Origin of the sequence: Hydrogenophaga sp. BPS33 (genome assembly GCF_009859475.1) — a bacterium.
GTDB lineage: Bacteria > Pseudomonadota > Gammaproteobacteria > Burkholderiales > Burkholderiaceae_C > Hydrogenophaga.
In genome coordinates, this window is sequence record NZ_CP044549.1 from 3,103,628 (window position 1) to 3,122,102 (window position 18,475).

Here is an 18,475-nt window from a genome sequence, read left to right on the forward strand (position 1 = left end):
GGCCATGCATTCCCAGGATGCCGTGCAACCCCTGTCCCTGAGCGCCAGCGCCACGCCATGAGCCTTCAACCGAGCCCGACCGCCATGGTCCGCGAGTACCTCACCGACTTGCAGGACCGCATCGTGTCGACCGTGGCGATGGTCGACGGAGGAAGCTTCGTGGTGGACCGCTGGACCAAACCCGCTGGGGAGCGGCTGCAGGGCAGTGGCATCACGCAGATCCTCGAAGACGGTATGGTGTTCGAGCGTGCTGGCTGTGGTTTTTCCCATGTGAGCGGCCCACAATTGCCGCCGTCGGCCACCCAGCACAGGCCCGAGCTGGCGGGCGCACCGTTCGAGGCCATGGGCGTGTCGCTGGTGTTCCACCCGCGCAACCCCTATGTGCCTACGGTGCACATGAACGTGCGCATGATCGCGGCCACGCCTGCCAATGGGGCGCCGGTGTGCTGGTTCGGTGGCGGCATGGATCTCACGCCGTACTACGGTTTCGAAGAGGACGCGGTGCATTTCCACCGCTCGTGCAAGCAGGCGCTCGACCCTTTCGGGGTGGACAAGTACCCGCGCTTCAAGACCTGGTGCGACGACTACTTCTTCCTGAAGCACCGCAACGAGCAGCGTGGCATTGGCGGCGTGTTCTTCGACGATTTCTCCGACCTCGGCTTCGACGGCAGCTTTGCCATGACCAGTTCGGTGGGCGACGCGTTCCTGGACGCCTACCTGCCCATTGTCGACCGGCGCAAGAACACGCCCTATGGTCAGCGCGAGCGCAGCTTCCAGCTCTACCGCCGTGGCCGCTATGTCGAGTTCAACCTGGTCTGGGACCGGGGGACCCACTTCGGCCTGCAATCGGGCGGGCGCAGCGAATCGATTCTGTTGTCCATGCCACCGTTGGTGAGCTGGGCCTACAACCGCCAGACCAAACAGGGCACGGCGGAAGACCGGTTGTACAAGGAGTTTCTGGTGCGCAAGGACTGGCTGTGACGGCAAAGACGAACCACGCTCCCAGGCGGGTGGGCATGTTTGGCGGCGCGTTCGATCCGCCCCATTGGGCGCACCGCGCGCTGGCCGAAACCGCGCTGGGCCAGTTGAACCTGGATGCGCTGCACATCCTGCCCACCGGCCACGCCTGGCACAAGTCGCGCGTGCTCTCGCCCGCCACTGACCGTGTGGCCATGTGCGAACTGGCCTTCGGGGATTTGCCCAAGGTGCGGCTGGACGAGCGCGAAATCCACCGCGAGGGGCCGAGCTACACCGCCGACACCTTGCGCGAACTCCAGCGCGAATACCCGCAGGCGCAGCTGTTCCTCGTGTTGGGCGCCGATCAGTTGCTGGCGTTCAAGAACTGGGTCCGCTGGCAGGAGGTGCTCGAACTCGCGACGCTGGCGGTGGCCAACCGCGCCACCAACATCGGTGCCGAGGTGCCGCTGGACAGCGCCGCCGAGACCGATCTCTCCAGCGTGGACCTGCCGTTCGAACTGCTCAACATGCCCCTGAAAAACATCAGCGCCACGGCCGTGCGGGCCCGCGTGGGGCAGGCCGCACAGCGCGGCGCGGCGCTCGACGTTCTGGTGCCAGAGCCCGTCGCACGCTATATTTCACAACATCTTCTTTACCAATCTCCTACATGAGCAGCGAAACCACAGCCAAGAAAGACATCCAGCGACTCCAGCGAGCCATCGTCGATGGCCTGGAGGACGTCAAGGGTCAGGACATCGTGGTTTTCAACACCGAACACCTTTCGCCCCTGTTTGAGCGGGTCATCGTGGCCAGCGGCACCTCCAACCGGCAGACCAAGGCCCTGGCCGCCAGCGTGCGCGACGCGGTGCGCGAGGCCGGCTTTGACAAGCCGCGCATCGAGGGCGAAGACAACGGGGAATGGATCATCGTGGACTGCGGCGCGGCCGTGGCGCACGTGATGCAGCCCGTGATCCGCCAGTACTACCGTCTGGAAGAGATCTGGGGCGCCAAGCCCGTGCGCCTGAAGCACGGTGCCGACAAGCCTGCCGAAGCAGCCAGACCGGCGGCGAAGAAGAAAGCTGCCAAGACCGCTGAAGCGGCGCCGGTATCGGCCAAGACGGTGGCCCGAAAAGCCGCTGCGAAGAAGGCCCCGGCGGCCCAACCCGCCAAACAGCCCGCCAAGAGCACGGCGGCCAAGACGGCCGCACCCAAGCGCGCACCGGCCAAGACCAGCACCGCCAAACTCGTGGTGGGCAAACCGGTGGCGAAGAAGGCCGCCGGCAAACCCGCCGCCAAGCCCGCCGCAAAGAAGACCAGCAAGCCGGCCGCCAAGAAGAAGGCATGAGGCTGCTGATCGTCGCGGTCGGGCAGCGTGTGCCCGACTGGGCCCAGACCGCCTACGACGATTACGCCAAGCGCTTTCCACCCGAGTTGCGGGTGGAGCTCAAATCCGTCAAGACCGAACCGCGCGGCTCCAAGACCTTGGAGACGCTGCTGGCGGCCGAGCGCGAGCGCATCGAAGCGGCCATTCCACGCGGCAGCCGCGTGGTGGCGCTCGATGAGCGTGGCACCACCCTGACCACCAAGGCCCTGGCGCAGCAACTGCAGCAATGGCAACTGGAAGGCGATGACGTGGCGCTGGTGATCGGCGGGCCCGATGGGCTGGAGCCCGCGTTTCGCGCGAAGGCGCACCAGCGCATCCGCCTGTCCGACCTGACCCTGCCGCACGCCATGGTGCGTGTGCTGCTGATCGAGCAGCTTTACCGCGCCTGGTCGGTCAATGCCAACCATCCCTACCACCGCGAGTGAGCATGTCTGATTTCATCTATCTCGCGTCCCAGAGCCCACGCCGCAAGCAATTGCTGGAGCAATGGGGCGTGCGCTGCGAGCTGTTGCTGCCCGACGCGAACGAGGACGTGGAGTCGCTCGAAGAGGCCCGGGCTGGCGAGGCGCCCACGGCTTACGTGCAACGCGTTACGGCGCTCAAGCTGCGGGCGGCGCTGGAGCGCTTGAAGCAAAGGGGCTTGACGCCCGCGCCGGTGCTGTGCGCCGACACCACGGTGGCGCTGGGGCGCCGCATTCTGGGCAAGCCGGCCGATGCGGCCGAGGCGCGCCAGATGCTGGCCGAGCTGGCAGGCAAGCGTCATCGGGTGCTGACCGCCGTGGCCGTGGGCAAACCGAGAGGCCGGGTGTGGTCTGCCTTGTCGGCATCCTCGGTGACGTTCGCGCCGCTCAGCGCCGCACAGATCAAGCGCTATGTGGACAGCGGCGAACCCATGGGAAAGGCAGGTGCCTACGGTATCCAGGGTCGCGCAGGGCTCTGGGTGAGCCATATCAGCGGCAGTTATTCGGGCATCATGGGTCTGCCCGCGCACGAGACGGCGCAGGTGCTGCACGCCGCAGGCGTGCGGCTGATCTGAGACACCACAACCACAACGCTGCGAAGAGGGGCCTCATGAGCCAGGACATTCTGATCAATTGGTCGCCGCAGGAAACGCGCGTGGCCGTGGTGGAGCTGGGGGCCGTGCAGGAGGTACACCTGGAACGCACGCTGGAGCGCGGCCTGGTCGGCAACATCTACCTGGGCAAGGTCTCGCGCGTGCTGCCTGGCATGCAGTCCGCCTTCATCGACATCGGGCTGGACCGTGCCGCGTTTCTGCACGTGGCCGATCTCATGCCCAACATCGCCGCCAAGCATGCCACGCCGCGCGCCAGCGCCCCGGTGGCACCGGTACCCCCGGCTGCGGCCGACGCGGCGGTGGCCGCCACCACCGCCCCCAAAGTGCTCACGCCCAACCCGGTGTTGCCGATCGAGCGCCAGATTTTCGAAGGCCAGGCGCTGATGGTGCAGGTGCTCAAGGACCCCATCGGCACCAAGGGCGCGCGTCTCACGGCGCAGATCAGCATTGCCGGCCGCTTGCTGGTGTTCCTGCCGCAGGACAACCACATCGGTGTCTCGCAAAAGATCCCGCCCGCGCAGCGCGAGGCCTTGCGCCAGCGGCTGGTGCGCCTGACGGCCAACCCCGATGGCAGCCCCGCGGGCGGCTTCATCCTGCGCACCAACGCCGAAGACGCCACCGATGAGGAACTGGTGGAGGACACGGCGTACCTGCGCAAGACCTGGCTGCGCATCAAGGATGCGGCCACGCGCCAGCCACCGGCCACGCTGCTGCACGAAGACCTGAACCTGATGCAGCGCGTGCTGCGCGATCTCGTGGGGGCGGACACGCAGTCCATCCGCATCGACTCGCGCGAGCAGCATGGCCTGCTGCTCGGCTTTGCGGGCGAGTTCATGCCCGACACGGTCAAGAAGCTGCAGCACTACAGCGGCGAGCGGCCGATCTTCGACCTGTACAACATCGACGAAGACATCGTGCGCGCGCTCAGCCGCCGGGTCGACCTGAAGTCGGGTGGCTACCTGGTGATCGACCAGACCGAGGCGTTGACCACGGTGGACGTGAACACCGGTGGCTTCGTGGGGGCGCGCAACTTCGACGACACGGTGTTCCGCACCAACCTGGAGGCCGCGCAAGCCATCGCGCGCCAGCTGCGCCTGCGCAACCTGGGCGGCATCGTGATCGTGGACTTCATCGACATGGTGCGCGACGACCACCGCGATGCGGTGCTGACCGAATTCCGCAAGCAGATCGCGCGCGACCGCGTAAAGACCATGATCGGTGGCTTCTCCCAACTGGGCCTGCTGGAGATGACGCGCAAGCGCACGCGCGAGTCGCTGGCCCACATGCTCAGCGAATCCTGCGAAGCCTGCGCCGGCAGGGGCGTGGTAAAGACCGCGCGCAGCGTGTGCTACGACATCCTGCGCGAGATCCTGCGCGAGGCCCGCGCCTTTAACCCGCGCGAATTCCGCGTGGTCGGCTCGCCCAAGGTGATCGAACTCTTTCTGGACGAGGAGCGGGCGCATCTCGCGGGCCTGTCCGATTTCATCGGCAAACCGATCTCGCTGCAGAGCGAAGGATCGATGACGCAGGAGCAGTACGACATCGTGCTGCTCTGAGGAGCGTGTCGATGTCGCGTGATGGCGTGACAGTCAAACGGGTGATGTGCATCATCACCCATGTCACGTTGACCGATGTGGCCCAAGCGCCAATGATGGCACCCTGAGGGAGCGCGCCGCCGCCCCACGGTGATCACGACAGGAGACGCCCCATGACGAGAAATCCTTCCACCGTCTTTCCCGAGCAGATCCAGTGGGAAACGGACGGCACCAGCCGCATTCCGTTCCAGGCCTACACCGACCCGGCGCTGTACCGGCAGGAACTCGACCGGTTCTTCTATCGAAGCCATTGGTGCTACGTCGGGCTGGAGGCCGAGGTGCCCAACGCGGGCGACTTCAAGCGCACCGTGATCGGCGAGCGCTCGGTGTTGATGACCCGCGACAAGGACGGCTCGATCCACGTGGTCGAAAACGTCTGCGCGCACCGCGGCATGGCGTTCTGCCGCGAACGCCATGGCAACCGGCGCAACCTGACATGCCCCTACCACCAGTGGAGCTACAGCTTGTCGGGCGACTTGCAGGGCGTGCCTTTTCGCCGTGGTGTGCGGCAAGACGGCAAGCTCAACGGTGGCATGCCGGAGGACTTCAACCCCGCCGACCACGGCCTGACGAAGCTCAAGGTGGCGCGGCGTGGCGGGGTGGTGTTCGCCTCGTTCGACCATGGCGTGGAGCCCTTGGAGGACTTCCTCGGCCCTGCCATGCTGGGCTACTTCGATCGCCTGTTCGATGGCCGCCAGCTCCGGATCCTGGGCTACAACCGGCAGCGCATTCCGGGCAACTGGAAGCTGATGCAGGAGAACATCAAGGATCCGTACCACCCAGGCTTGCTGCACACCTGGTTCGTCACGTTCGGCTTGTGGCGCGCCGACAACAAGTCGCAACTGCTGATGGACACGCACCACCGCCATGCGGCGATGGTCTCCACGCGCGGCGCGGCCGGCAACGCCGAGCAGGTCACCCAGGTGTCGAGCTTCAAGGCCGGGATGGCGCTGAACGACGCGCGTTTTCTGGACATCGTGCACGAACCCTGGTGGGGCGAGCCCACCGCGGTGATGATGACGGTGTTCCCCAGCGTGATCTTCCAGCAGCAGGTCAACAGCGTGTCCACGCGCCACATCCAGCCCGATGGGAACGGCGCCTTCGATTTCGTCTGGACCCATTTCGGCTTTGAAGACGACGAGGAGGCGATGACGCAGCGCCGCCTGCGCCAGGCCAATCTGTTCGGTCCGGCCGGCTTCGTGTCGGCCGATGACGGTGAGGTGATCGAGTGGTCGCAGGAAGCGTTCGAGACCAAGCCGGTGCACCGCACGCTGGCCGAACTGGGTGGACGCGACGTTGGCGATACCGACCACATGGTCACGGAGACATTGATTCGGGGCATGTACGCCTACTGGCGCAAGGTGATGGAAGCTCAATGACCATGGACCTTCAGCACTACTTCGAACTGACGCAGCTCTACGCGCGCTACGCCTCGGCGCTGGACGCGGCCGACTGGGACGCCTGGCCCGAGTTCTTCACCGACGACTGCCTCTACAAACTGCAGCCGCGCGAAAACCACGAGCGCGGCTTTCCCTTGGCCACGCTGGCGTTCGAGAGCAAGGGCATGCTCAAGGATCGCGTCTATGGCATCCGCGAGACCTTGTTCCACGACCCCTACTACCAGCGCCACGTGGTGGGCGCACCGCTGGTGCAACGGGTGGATGCCGACGGCCGCATCCACGCCGAGGCCAACTACGCCGTGTTCCGCACGCGCCTGTCCAGGGAGTCGACCGTGTTCAACGTGGGCCGCACGCTGGACCAGGTGGTGCACACGCCGCAAGGCTTGAAGTTCGCCGCACGGCTGGTGGTGTACGACAGCGAGCTGATTCCCAACTCGCTCATCTACCCCATCTGAGAGGCTGAGAGTCTTTTGCTCATGCCGACGGCCCTCGCCGAGCCACTGAGGGAGGCCGTGCCCTCGCTTTAGATTTCAGGCCGGAAACTCTGCGCGTGCAGGCGCGCATACAAGCCGTTGGCGTTCAGCAATTCCCGGTGTGTGCCTTGCTCGCGAATGCGCCCATCGGCCAACACGATCACGCGGTCCGCGTGTTCGATGGTCGAAAGCCGGTGCGCGATCACCAGCGTTGTGCGGCCTTTCATGAGGCCTGCCAGCGCTTCCTGTACCAATCGCTCGGACTCGTTGTCCAGCGCCGAGGTGGCTTCGTCCAGGATCAGGATCGGTGCGTCCTTGTAGATAGCGCGCGCAATGGCCAGGCGCTGACGTTGTCCACCTGACAACTCCGCCGCGTTGTGGCCCACTGTGCTGTGGATGCCTTGTGGCAGACGCTCGATCAATTCCCCGAGGTTGGCCGACTTCAACGCGGTGAGCACCCGGGCTTCGTCTATCTGGTCATCGGAGGCGCCCAGGGCCACGTTGGCCGCGAGCGTGTCGTTGAGCATCACGACGTCCTGGCTCACCATGGCGTACTGGCGGCGCAGGCTGCGCAGTTGCCAGTCGGTCAGCGCCACGCCATCCAGGCGGATGTCGCCGCGCTCGATCTCCACGAAGCGCGGCAGCAGGTTGACCAGGGTGGTCTTGCCCGAGCCGGACGGGCCGACGAAAGCCACCACCTCGCCCGGGTGGATCTCCAGCGACACGCCGCGCAGCGCGACCAGGCTGTCGTCGTCCAACGGCTGCGCCGCGCGGCCACTGGCGTCTTCCTTGGCCGGGTAGCGCACCCAGACATCGCGCAGCGAGATCGCCCCCTCCACGCGCTCGGTGGTGTGCGTGCCCTCGGCCTGCTCGGGCGTGTGTTCGATGAGCTCCAGACCCCGCTCGATCGCGGCCAACCCGCGCGTGATCGGCGCGGCGATCTCGGCCAGGTGGCGAATGGGCGTGATCAGCATCAGCATCGCCGTCACGAAGGCCACGAAGTTGCCCACGGTCACGCCGCTGGTGCTGCTCTGCCACAGCGCGACCGAGATCACCGCCGACAGCGCCGCCGAGGCCAGCAGCTGGGTCAGTGGGGTCATGGCTGCGGTGGCGATCGTCGACTTCAACGCCAGCCTGCGCAGAGTGACGCTGAGCGCATCGAAGCGCAGCGATTGCCGCTCCTGGGCGCCGTGCAGGCGCACCATGCGGTGGGCGAGCGCGTTTTCCTCCACCACATAGGCCAGGGCGTCGGTCGCTTGCTGGCTGTCGCGCGTGAGCTTGTAGAAGCGTCTGGAGAGCACGCGCATGATCACGATCAGGCCTGGGAACACCAGCAGCACGATGAGCGTGAGTTTCCAGTTCAGGTAGATCAGGTAGCCCATCAGCGCGATCACGGCCAGGCTGTCCTTGGTCATGGTGAGGATCGCGGTGACCAGCATCTGCGAGCCGGTCTGCACTTCGTAGACCAGGGTGTTGGAGAGCTTGCTCGCACTCTGGCGCGCAAACAGGCTCAATTGCGCATCGTTGAGCTTGGTGAACATGGCGCGGCGCAGGTTCAGCAGGCCCAGGCTGGCGGTATAGGACAGCGCGTACTGCGCGATGTAGCCGGCCAGGCCACGGATGGCGAACAGGCCCATCAAGGCCACGGGCACCATCCACAGGGCAATGTTGCCTTGCGCGAAACCGCGGTCCAGCAAGGTCTTGAGCAGGGCGGGGACCAGGGGTTCGGTCAGTGCGCCGATCAAGGTGCACACAGCGGCCAGCGCGATGCCCGCCTTGGCCGAGCGGAAGTAGGGCCAGAGCCGAAACAGCCGTTGCGTGATGCTGCCGGCTGGGGGCTGGTGCGAGGGGGTGGAGTCGGTCAAGGGCAGGTCGCTTCAGAAAATCGTGCGGATCACGGGAACATTGCGGCGCGAGAGGAGTCAAGCTGCGACAGCGTGCCAGGCGAGCACTGCGCACACATCTTGTCACGGAAGGCCCTAGGCCCTCCGTTATTATCAGTTGGTTGTCTGCAGCGCCAACCGGCGCTGCAATTCCATGCACACGCGACACACACAGGATGCAGGATTTGAATCCACACGACATGCCAGCCTCGCTCCCGAGGCGATCCGTTCTCGGCCTGGTCTCCTCCCTCCCACTGCTCACCTGGCCCGCCTCGCAGGCCCTGGCGCAATTCCGCGTTGAAGTGGCCGGCGTGGGCCTCACGCAGTACCCGTTCTCGGCGGTGGCTTTCCGCGGCAACGACGCCGCGAGCGAGAACATCGCCAACATCGTGCGCGCCGACCTCGAGCGCAGCGGCCAGTTCCGCTTCGTCAACCCGGTGCCGGGCGCACTGGACGAAACCTCGCGCTCTTTTGACTTTGCTCCTTGGCGTGAACGTGGCTCCGACACCTTGCTCACCGGCAGCGTCACGCGCCTGGCCGACGGCCGCTTCGATGTGCGTTTCCGCCTGTGGGACGTGGTGAAGGCGCAGGACCTCGGTGGCCTGAGCTACCCCGTGGGCGCCACCGACCTGCGCCTGGCGGCCCACCGCATCGCCGATCACGTCTACGAGAAGATCACCGGCGTCAAAGGCGTGTTCTCCACCCGCATCGCCTACGTGACCAAGGCGGGTGCGCGCTACAACCTGTGGGTGGCCGATGCCGATGGCGAAAACGCCCGCGCCGCACTCACCAGCCCCGAGCCCATCATCTCGCCGAGCTGGGCCCCTGGCGGCGCGCAACTGGCCTACGTGTCGTTCGAAGCGCGCAAACCGGTGATCTACGCGCACGACGTGGCCACTGGCAAACGGCGCCTGCTCGCGAACTTCAAGGGCTCCAACAGCGCGCCGGCGTGGTCGCCCGACGGCCGCTCGGTCGTGGCCACGCTGTCGCTCTCGGGCAACGCGCAGATCTACGCCATGGACGCCAACGGCGGCGAGCCCCGGCGCCTGAGCCAGTCGGCCAGCATCGACACCGAGCCGGTGTTCAGCGCCGATGGCAAGAGCATCTATTTCGTGAGCGACCGTGGTGGCTCGCCGCAGATCTACCGCATGGGCGCCCAGGGCGGCAGCGCCCAGCGCCTCACCTTCAACGGCAACTACAACATCTCGCCCGCGCCCAGCCCCGATGGCCGTTGGCTGGCTTTCATCTCGCGCGTGAGCGGCGCGTTCCGCCTGCACGTGATGGACCTGGCCAGCGGCACGGTCACCGCGCTGAGCGAATCCGGCGGCGACGAAAGCCCCAGCTTCGCGGCCAACAGCCGCATGATCATCTACGCCACGCGCGACCGCGGCCAGGAAGCGCTCATGACCACCACGGTGGACGGTCGCATCAAGACCCGCCTGGCGGGCGCGCAAGGCGATATCCGCGAACCCGAGTGGGGCCCATTCCTCAAATAACGCATCCGTCCTACGCGCTTCGGCCGTGGGATTCCCCATACTGTTTTCTTTTTTTATCCTAAGGTCACTGCCATGTTCAACGCCTCTGCCTTCGTCCCCTCCACGGCTCATCGCACGGTCCGTGCCGTTGCCGTTCTCGGCCTGGTCGCCGTCCTCGCCGCGTGCGGCTCCAACGTCAAGCTCGACGACGTGCCGGTGGTCGACCGCACGGGCACGGGCGTGGCTGGTGGTGCGGGTGCAGGTGGCCAGTCGGGTGCGGTCGATCCGCGTGGCGTCTCGGGTGTGTCCGTCGGTGGTGACAACGCGGCCCAGCCCAACGCCATGAGCCGCATCGTGTACTTCGACTACGACAGCTTCGAAGTCAAGGGCGACTTCGCCGCGGTGCTGGAAACCAATGCGCGCTACCTCAATGCCAACCGCAGCCGCCGCGTGAACCTCGAAGGCCACACCGACGAACGCGGTGGCCGCGAATACAACCTGGCACTGGGCCAGAAGCGTTCCGAGGCCGTGCGCCGCTCCCTGTCGCTGCTGGGCGTGCAGGAGTCGCAAATGGAAGCCGTGAGCTTCGGTGAGGAAAAGCCCGCGCAGACCGGCTTCGACGAGGCCGCCTTCAGCAAGAACCGCCGCGTTGAACTGACCTACCGTTGAACACCACCATGGCCTTTCGTATGCGCCGCTTTCCTGGCCTGTTGAGTGCCAGTGCGCTGGCAGCGGCCGCCCTGTGGCCCTTGCAGGCCCACGCCTTGTTCGGTGACGACGAGGCCCGCCGGGCCATCGTCGAATTGCGGCAGAAGGTCGAGGCCAACCAGAAGGCCACCGATGCCGCCAACGCCGAAGCGCGCGAGAGCAATGCCGCCACGCGCCGCAGCCTGATCGAACTCTCCAACCAGATCGAGCAACTGCGTGCCGAACTCGCCCGCCTGCGCGGGCAGAACGAACAACTGGCGCGCGAGGTCTCCGAGCTGCAGCGCCAGCAGAAGGACGTGCAGGCCGGTGTGGACGAGCGCTTGCGCAAGGTGGAGCCCTTGCGCATCGAGCACGAGGGCCAGGCGTTCAGCGTCTCGCCCAACGAGAAGCGCGATTTCGATGCCGCGATGGAGCTGTTGCGCAAATCGGAATTTGGCCCCGCATCGGCCGCGTTCGGCGGTTTCCTGCAGCGCTACCCAGCCAGCGGCTACCGGCCTTCGGTGCTGTACTGGCTGGGCAATACGCAGTACGCCAACCGGGCGTACAAGGAGTCGGTGGAGAGCCATCGGCGGCTGGTGAGCGAATTCCCCACCCACCTGCGCACGCCCGAGGCGATGCTGGCCATGGCCAACAGCCAGATCGAACTCAAGGACCCGAAGGCCTCGCGCCGCACGCTGGAAGAATTGGTCAAGGCCTACCCGAACTCCGAGGCCGCGGCCGCGGGGCGCGAGCGTCTCGCCCGTCTGCGCTGAGCATGGCGTGAACACGGCACAGTCCCCTGGCGGGACCGTGCCGTGAGGCCATGGGCCGCCTCCTACAATGGCGGCCATGGAAATCGCCGACCTTCTCAAGCTCCAGACCCAGGTACTCTGGGCCGCCTTTGCCGTGGCCGTGGCCTTCGGCTTCATCGCGCAACGCACCCACTTCTGCACGATGGGGGCCATCAGCGACATCGTGAACATGGGCGACTGGACCCGCATGCGCATGTGGGGCATGGCTGTGGGCGTGGCGATGGTGGGCTTCTACGCCATGGCCTGGCTCGGATGGATCGATCCGGACAAGTCGATCTACACCACGGGCCGCGTCATCTGGCTCTCGGCGCTGGTGGGCGGCGCGTTGTTCGGCTTCGGCATGGTGCTGGCCTCGGGCTGTGGCAGCAAGACGCTGGTGCGCATCGGCGCGGGCAGCCTCAAGTCGCTGGTGGTGTTCTTCGTGATGGGACTGGCCGCGTTCGCCACCTTGCGTGGCGTGTTCGGCGTGCTGCGCGTCAACACGGTGGACCGCGTGGCCTTCGACGTCGCCGCCGGTGGCGCGATGCCCGCGTGGATCGCCAGCGGCTTCGGCCTGGACCCGGCGCTCACGGCGCTGTGCATGGCGGTGCTGGTGGGCGGCGGCCTGGTGGTCTGGGCCTTGATGGGCAGCGGTTTTCGCACCGCCAACAACCTGTTCGCTGGCCTGGGCATCGGCCTGGTCATCGTGGCCATGTGGTGGGTCAGTGGCAGCCTGGGTTTCGTGCCCGAGCACCCCGAAACGCTGGACGCCGTGTACCTCGGCTCCAACACCGGCCGCATGGAGTCGCTCACCTTTACCGCGCCCATGGCGTATGCGCTGGACTGGTTGATCTTCTTTAGCGACACCTCCAAGGTGCTCACCTTCGGCGTGGTGACTGTCGCCGGCGTGGTGGTGGGGGCGCTCGTCTGTGCATTGCTCGAAGGCAGCTTCCGCTGGGAGGGTTTTCGCAGCACGCAGGACACCGCCTTGCACATCGCGGGCGGTGCGCTCATGGGCATTGGCGGCGTGACGGCCCTGGGCTGCACCATCGGCCAGGGCCTCTCGGGCTTGTCCACGCTGAGCTTCGTGAGCGTGGTGGCGGTCACCGGCATCGTGCTTGGTGCCATTGCCAGCCTGCGCTTTCAGATGTGGTTGCTGGAGCGCGAGTGAGCTCCAACGCATTGCCGTCCGAGGTCTTCGAGCGCCGCTTTGGCGGGCTGCGCCGGCTCTACGGCGTGGCCGGTGCGCAGTGCATTTTCGATGCGCACGTGGTGGTGGTGGGCATTGGCGGCGTGGGCTCGTGGGCGGTGGAAGCATTGGCGCGCAGCGGCGTGCGCCGACTGACGCTGATCGATCTGGACCACGTGTCCGAATCCAACATCAACCGCCAGATCCATGCGCTCGAACCCACGCTGGGACAAGCGAAGGCCGAGGCCATGCGCGAGCGCATCGCGCTGTTCCACCCCGGCTGTGTGGTCGACGTGATCGACGACTTCGTGGCTCCAGACAACTGGCCCGCCTTGCTCGACGCGCTGCCGGCGGAGGCGCGCCAGCCCTCGGCATTGATCGACGCCTGCGATCAGATGCGTGCGAAAACCGTGCTGGCCCATTGGGCGGGCATCCATGCCGTGCCCTTCGTGACCGTGGGTGCGGCCGGGGGCAAACGCCAGGCACAAGCCGTGGAAGTGACCGATCTCGCCGAGACCACGCACGACCCCTTGCTGGCGCAGTTGCGTTACCAGCTGCGCAAGCACCACCAGGGCGCGCGCCAGGGGCGCATGGGCGTGGCCTGCGTGTTCAGCCGCGAAGCGGTGGCGCCACCCGACGCGTCCTGCGCCATCGAGGGGGACGTCGGCGATGGTTCGTTGAACTGCCACGGCTATGGGTCGGTGGTGAGCGTGACGGCCACCTTTGGCATGGCGGCAGCGGGGTGGGTGATGAACGTGCTGGCGAATGCGCACGCAAAAAAATCGCGGGACCCTCAAAGGCCGGTGTCAACGACGCTATAATCTGAGGCTTCGCGCAGTCGACAAGACTCGAATCCCACAGCTTTCGCTCGGTGTTCACGCGAAATCCCTTCGGGGGGCGTTAGCTCAGTTGGTAGAGCAGCGGACTCTTAATCCGTAGGTCGAGTGTTCGAGTCACTCACGCCCCACCACCGCATCCGATTCAAGTTGCCTGCGTCCGCAGGCAACCTGGTTTTGATGGGACGTTAGCTCAGTTGGTAGAGCAGCGGACTTTTAATCCGTTGGTCACAAGTTCGAATCTTGTACGTCCTACCAAATAAAAAGCCCTGATCGCAAGACCAGGGCTTTTTCATTGGTGCCCTGCGCAGGGCACCCTGAACTCACTTCTTCTTGAAGAACCCGTAGATCACCAGCAGGATGATCGCGCCGATGACCGAGGCGATGAAGCCGACCGCTTCGCCCGGCTGGTACAGGCCCAAGGCAGCACCAAGGTAGCCGGCCAGGAAGGAGCCGGCCACGCCGAGGATGGCGGTCATGATCCAGCCCATGCCGTCGTCGCCGGGCTTGATGGCGCGCGCGATGAAGCCCGCGATGAGACCAATGAACAAGGTAGCAAGTATCGACATCATTTGATGGTTCCTCCTCAGGGTGGGTGGTGTGCCGAACGGCCGGCGCCGCCAGCATACCCCACTGGGTGGTTCAGGCGCTGGCCGCTTCAATGGCTTCCTGCAGCTCCAGCCAGCGCGCTTCGAGGGATTCGTTTTCGTCGCTCAAGGCCTTGAGCCGGCGACCCGCCTCCGCGAGCTCGGCGGGCTTGGCCGGTTGGCTCATGGCTGCTTCGAGGTCGGCCTTTTCCTGGGCCAGTTGCGCCATGCGCTTCTCGGCTTTTTCCAGTTCTTTTTTCAGCGGCTTGGCTTTTTCGGCCTGTTGCTGGCGGCGCTGCGCGTCCTGCCGTTTCTGTTCCGGCGTGGTGCGGTTGGGCTCGCTCGCCACGGGCATCGCGGCAGGTTCGGGGGCGCGCTGCTGCTGGCTGCGCTGTTCCTGGCGTTGTGCCTCGCGTGCCTGCTTGGCCACGTCGAGCAGGTAACGCTGGTAGTCGTCCAGGTCGCCATCGAACGGGCCGATGCCGCCGCGCGAGACCAGCCAGAACTCGTCGCACACGGCGCGCAACAAGGCGCGGTCGTGGCTGACCAGCATGACGGTGCCTTCGAACTCGTTGAGCGCGACCGACAAGGCTTCTCGCGTGGCCAAGTCCAGGTGGTTGGTGGGCTCGTCGAGCAGCAGCAGGTTGGGGCGTTGCCACACGATCATGCACAGCACCAGGCGGGCTTTCTCGCCCCCGCTCATGCTGCCCACGGCCTGCTTGACCTGATCGCCGGTGAAGTTGAAGCTGCCCAGGAAGCTGCGCAGGTCCTGCTCGCGCGTGGCCTGGCCGCTCAGGCGGCCCTGTGCCGTGCAATCGCGCACCAGGCGGATCATGTGCTCCAGCGGCGTGTCAGCAGGGCGCAGCACGTCGAGTTCCTGCTGCGCGAAGTAGCCGATGTTCAGGCCCTTGCCTTCGGTGATCACGCCGCTCAAGGGCGCGAGATCGCGCGCGATGGTCTTGACCACGGTGGACTTGCCCTGGCCGTTGGCTCCGAGGATGCCGATGCGTTGGCCCGCGAGCACCGACTTGCTCACGTCGCGCACGATGGTGGTGGGCGGGTCGCCGTCGTTCGCGCCCGGGTAGCCGAAGCTGACGTCGGCCATGGCGAGCATGGGGTTGGGCAGGTTCTGCGGCTCGGTGAATTCGAAGGTGAACTCCGCATCGGCCAGCACCGGGCCGATCTTCTCCATGCGCTCGAGCGCCTTCACGCGGCTCTGCGCCTGCTTGGCCTTGCTGGCCTTGGCCTTGAAGCGGTCGATGAACTTCTGCAGGTGCGCCATCTTGTCCTGCTGGCGCGCATAGGCCGATTGCTGCAAGGCCATCTGTTCGGCGCGCATGTCTTCGAAGCGGCTGTAGTTGCCACCGTAGCGTGTGAGCTGCGCGGCGTGGATGTGGAGGGTGACGTTGGTGACCGAGTCCAGGAATTCGCGGTCGTGGCTGATCACGAGCATGGTGCCGTCGTATCGCTGCAGCCAGGCTTCGAGCCAGACCAGCGCGTCCAGGTCCAGGTGGTTGGTAGGTTCGTCGAGCAGCAGCAGGTCGCTGGGGCACATGAGCGCGCGCGCGAGTTGCAGGCGCATGCGCCAACCGCCGGAGAAACTGTCGACCGGGCGTTCCAGCTCGTCGGTGCGGAAACCGAGGCCGAGGATGAGGGCCTGAGCGCGCGCCGGGGCGTCGTGCGCGCCCGCGTCGTGCAGCGCCATGTAGGCGTGCGCCATGCGCTCGCCGTCGCCGCTGTCTTCGGCGGCCGTCACTTCCTGCTGGGCCGCCAGCAGCGTGGTGTCGCCCTCGATGACGAATTGCGTGGCCGACATGCCGGTCTCGGGCATGTCCTGCGCGACTTGCGCCATGCGCCATTGCGCGGGCACGTAAAAGTCGCCCTTGTCCTCGTGCAGCGCGCCATCGAGCAGGCGGAACAGGCTGGATTTGCCCGCGCCGTTGCGGCCGACCAGGCCGACTTTTTCGCCCGGGTTGATGACGCAGGATGCGCCATCGAGCAAGACCTTCGCACCGCGGCGAAGGACGACGTTCTTCAATGTGATCATGGGGTGGACGGCTGCGCGTGGCGCAGCGTCATGTGGGATTCAAGAGGGATTCGCGCGTGAGCAGCAGCACCTGGTCGTCGCCGGCACTCGTCTCGAGCCAGATGGCTTCCAGTTGGGGGAATGCGGCCTCGAAATGCGCGCGCTCGTTGCCGATTTCCAGCACCAGCACGCCATTGGGTTTCAGGCAGGCCGGTGCCTCGCGCAGCAGGGTGCGCACGAAGTCCATGCCGTCGGTGCCGCCCGCCGTGTTGCCGTCGAGCGCCAGGCTGGGTTCGGCGCGGTATTCCGGCGGCAGCGCTGCCATGCTCCGCGCGTTGACGTAAGGGGGGTTGCACAGGATCAGGTCCCACGGGCCGGGGCAGGCGTCCAGGCCGTCGGACTCGATCAGCCCGATGCGGTTCTGCAACCCATGGCGCTCGACGTTGATGAGGGCGACTTCCAGGGCGTCGGCAGAAAGGTCGGCGCCGGTCACGCGCACGTCCGGGTAGGCCATGGCCGCGAGCACGGCCAGGCTGCCGTTGCCGGTGCACAGGTCGAGCACGTCGCGCGTGGTCTCGTCCAGCCAGGGGTCGATGGAGCCTTCGGCCAGCAGCTCGGCGATGAAGCTGCGCGGCACGATCGCGCGCCGGTCCACATGGAAGGACACGCCTTGCAACCAGGCTTCGCCCGTGAGGTAGGCGGCGGGTTCGCGGGTGTCGATGCGGCGCTGGACGAGTGCGAGCACCTGGGCGTGCTCGTCCGGGGTGACGGGGCGGCGGGCGAGTGCGTCGACATCGCTGTCCAGCGGCAGGCCCAGTTGCCACAGCACGAGCCACACGGCTTCGTCCTGCGCGTTGGTGGTGCCGTGGCCATAGGCGAGCTGTGCGGCGTCGAGTCGCTGGCGGGCTTGGGCCAGAAGGTCTTTCAGGATCACGGTCGGTTCAGGGTTCAGGTCTTGGCCTGGGCACCGAGGTGCTCCAGGGTGCGTCGGTAGATGTTCTTCAAGGGTTCGATGTCGGCCACGGCCACGTGCTCGTCGATCTTGTGGATGGTGGCGTTGGGTGGGCCGAGCTCGATCACCTGCGGGCAGACCTGGGCGATGAAGCGCCCGTCGCTGGTGCCGCCGGTGGTGGAGAGCGTGGTTTCCAGGCCGACTTCGTCGCGCACCGCCGCGCGCACCGCGTCGACCAGCGCGCCCGGTGGGGTGAGGAAAGGCCGGCCACCCAGCGTCCATTGCAGGTCGAAGTCGGCTTCGGGCTGCAGGCCGTGGCGCTGCAGCAGTTCGACCACGCGCTGCTGCAGGCCTTCGGGTGTGGACTCGGTGGAAAAGCGGAAGTTGAAGTCGATCACCACGGTGCCGGGGATCACGTTGCTCGCGCCGGTGCCGCCGTGGATGTTGCTCACCTGCCAGCTGGTGGGCGGGAAGTAGTCGTTGCCCTGGTCCCAGACCGTGGCGGCGAGCTCGGCCAGTGCCGGCGCCGCGAGGTGGATCGGGTTCTTCGCCAGGTGCGGGTAGGCGATGTGGCCCTGGATGCCCTTGACCGTGAGCTTGCCGCTCATGGTGCCGCGCCGGCCGTTCTTGATCATGTCGCCGGTGCGCTCGACCGAGGTCGGTTCGCCGACGATGCACCAGTCCAGCCGCTCGCCGCGCTGGCGCAATGCGTTGCAGACGACCACGGTGCCGTCCAGTGCGGGGCCTTCCTCGTCGCTGGTGAGCAGGAAGGCGACGTCGATCGCGGGCTGCGGATGGGCGGCCACGAATTCTTCGCAGGCCACCACCATGGCCGCCAGCGAGGCTTTCATGTCACTTGCGCCGCGCCCGTACAGCCTGCCGTCGCGGTGGCTGGGCACGAAGGGGTCGCTGGCCCAGTCCGTGACCGGCCCGGTGGGCACCACGTCGGTATGCCCGGCGAAGACGAGTGTGGGGCGCAGGCCTGTGCCCAGGCGGGCCCAGAGGTTGGTGACGCGGAAATCCGCCGGACCGCTTTCGATGGTTTCGCAGACAAAACCCAGCCGCTGCAGACGCGTGGCGATCAGCGCCTGGCAACCTTCGTCGCGGGGGGTGACGGAGGGACGGGCGATCAGCTCTTCGGTCAGGCGCAGGGTCGAGGTCATGG

General features: G+C 66.4%; 18 protein-coding genes and 2 tRNA genes. 15 read left to right on the forward strand and 5 right to left on the reverse strand.

What is annotated here, in order from left to right; translation table 11 throughout:
- The first annotated feature begins 57 nt into the window (after positions 1–57).
- From hemF to F9K07_RS14350, 8 genes are all read left to right on the forward strand, one after another.
- Positions 58–981, forward strand: a complete 924-nt coding sequence (gene hemF / locus F9K07_RS14315) for an oxygen-dependent coproporphyrinogen oxidase (protein ID WP_159594073.1) — start codon at positions 58–60, stop codon at positions 979–981.
- Positions 982–1,016: 35 nt separating this feature from the next.
- On the forward strand, positions 1,017–1,628 hold the full coding sequence (nadD, locus tag F9K07_RS14320; RefSeq protein ID WP_159594074.1) for a nicotinate (nicotinamide) nucleotide adenylyltransferase: 612 nt from the start codon (positions 1,017–1,019) through the stop codon (positions 1,626–1,628).
- A complete protein-coding gene (rsfS, locus tag F9K07_RS14325) occupies positions 1,625–2,302 on the forward strand; it encodes a ribosome silencing factor (protein ID WP_159594075.1) in 678 nt (225 codons plus the stop codon). Before nadD ends, rsfS begins: the two co-directional genes overlap by 4 nt.
- Entirely contained in the window at positions 2,299–2,766 is a 468-nt protein-coding gene (rlmH, locus tag F9K07_RS14330) for a 23S rRNA (pseudouridine(1915)-N(3))-methyltransferase RlmH (RefSeq protein ID WP_159594076.1), read from the forward strand. Before rsfS ends, rlmH begins: the two co-directional genes overlap by 4 nt.
- A gap of 2 nt (positions 2,767–2,768) precedes the next feature.
- Entirely contained in the window at positions 2,769–3,377 is a 609-nt protein-coding gene (locus F9K07_RS14335) for a Maf family protein (RefSeq protein WP_159594077.1), read from the forward strand.
- A 35-nt stretch (positions 3,378–3,412) separates the two neighbouring features.
- Entirely contained in the window at positions 3,413–4,972 is a 1,560-nt protein-coding gene (locus F9K07_RS14340; protein ID WP_159594078.1) for an Rne/Rng family ribonuclease, read from the forward strand.
- 152 nt (positions 4,973–5,124) lie between these two features.
- Positions 5,125–6,390: an aromatic ring-hydroxylating dioxygenase subunit alpha gene (locus tag F9K07_RS14345; RefSeq protein WP_159594079.1), complete on the forward strand. Its 1,266-nt coding sequence runs from the start codon at positions 5,125–5,127 to the stop codon at positions 6,388–6,390.
- A gap of 2 nt (positions 6,391–6,392) precedes the next feature.
- Positions 6,393–6,866: an aromatic-ring-hydroxylating dioxygenase subunit beta gene (locus tag F9K07_RS14350; protein ID WP_159596938.1), complete on the forward strand. Its 474-nt coding sequence runs from the start codon at positions 6,393–6,395 to the stop codon at positions 6,864–6,866.
- 68 nt (positions 6,867–6,934) lie between these two features.
- Here the strand turns inward: F9K07_RS14350 and msbA are convergent, their stop codons facing one another.
- Positions 6,935–8,755: a lipid A export permease/ATP-binding protein MsbA gene (gene msbA, locus F9K07_RS14355; protein WP_159596939.1), complete on the reverse strand. Its 1,821-nt coding sequence runs from the start codon at positions 8,753–8,755 to the stop codon at positions 6,935–6,937.
- A gap of 212 nt (positions 8,756–8,967) precedes the next feature.
- Here msbA and tolB point away from each other — a divergent pair, with 212 nt between their 5' ends.
- The 7 genes from tolB to F9K07_RS14390 all read left to right on the forward strand — a co-directional run bounded on the left by tolB (position 8,968) and on the right by F9K07_RS14390 (position 14,003).
- Positions 8,968–10,263, forward strand: a complete 1,296-nt coding sequence (gene tolB / locus F9K07_RS14360) for a Tol-Pal system beta propeller repeat protein TolB (RefSeq protein ID WP_236581963.1) — start codon at positions 8,968–8,970, stop codon at positions 10,261–10,263.
- Between the two features lie 72 nt (positions 10,264–10,335).
- A complete protein-coding gene (gene pal, locus F9K07_RS14365; protein ID WP_159594081.1) occupies positions 10,336–10,911 on the forward strand; it encodes a peptidoglycan-associated lipoprotein Pal in 576 nt (191 codons plus the stop codon).
- A gap of 8 nt (positions 10,912–10,919) precedes the next feature.
- The gene (gene ybgF / locus F9K07_RS14370) at positions 10,920–11,702 is read left to right on the forward strand and encodes a tol-pal system protein YbgF (protein WP_159594082.1); all 783 of its coding nucleotides are present in this window, start codon (positions 10,920–10,922) and stop codon (positions 11,700–11,702) included.
- Positions 11,703–11,778: 76 nt separating this feature from the next.
- The gene (locus F9K07_RS14375; protein WP_159594083.1) at positions 11,779–12,891 is read left to right on the forward strand and encodes a YeeE/YedE family protein; all 1,113 of its coding nucleotides are present in this window, start codon (positions 11,779–11,781) and stop codon (positions 12,889–12,891) included.
- A complete protein-coding gene (locus F9K07_RS14380) occupies positions 12,888–13,730 on the forward strand; it encodes a tRNA threonylcarbamoyladenosine dehydratase (RefSeq protein WP_159594084.1) in 843 nt (280 codons plus the stop codon). Before F9K07_RS14375 ends, F9K07_RS14380 begins: the two co-directional genes overlap by 4 nt.
- Positions 13,731–13,803: 73 nt before the next feature.
- A tRNA-Lys gene (locus F9K07_RS14385) sits at positions 13,804–13,879 on the forward strand.
- A 48-nt stretch (positions 13,880–13,927) separates the two neighbouring features.
- Positions 13,928–14,003: transfer RNA gene (locus F9K07_RS14390), tRNA-Lys, on the forward strand.
- A gap of 65 nt (positions 14,004–14,068) precedes the next feature.
- Here the strand turns inward: F9K07_RS14390 and F9K07_RS14395 are convergent.
- The 4 genes from F9K07_RS14395 to dapE all read right to left on the reverse strand — a co-directional run bounded on the left by F9K07_RS14395 (position 14,069) and on the right by dapE (position 18,473).
- Positions 14,069–14,317, reverse strand: a complete 249-nt coding sequence (locus F9K07_RS14395) for a GlsB/YeaQ/YmgE family stress response membrane protein (RefSeq protein WP_159594085.1) — start codon at positions 14,315–14,317, stop codon at positions 14,069–14,071.
- A 70-nt stretch (positions 14,318–14,387) separates the two neighbouring features.
- Complete coding sequence (locus tag F9K07_RS14400) at positions 14,388–16,379, reverse strand: ABC-F family ATP-binding cassette domain-containing protein (RefSeq protein ID WP_159594086.1); 1,992 nt, start codon at positions 16,377–16,379, stop codon at positions 14,388–14,390.
- A 28-nt stretch (positions 16,380–16,407) separates the two neighbouring features.
- Positions 16,408–17,292, reverse strand: coding sequence for a 50S ribosomal protein L3 N(5)-glutamine methyltransferase (gene prmB, locus F9K07_RS14405; protein WP_159594087.1), 885 nt, complete (start codon positions 17,290–17,292; stop codon positions 16,408–16,410).
- A 14-nt stretch (positions 17,293–17,306) separates the two neighbouring features.
- Positions 17,307–18,473: a succinyl-diaminopimelate desuccinylase gene (gene dapE / locus F9K07_RS14410; protein WP_159594088.1), complete on the reverse strand. Its 1,167-nt coding sequence runs from the start codon at positions 18,471–18,473 to the stop codon at positions 17,307–17,309.
- Positions 18,474–18,475: the final 2 nt, after the last annotated feature.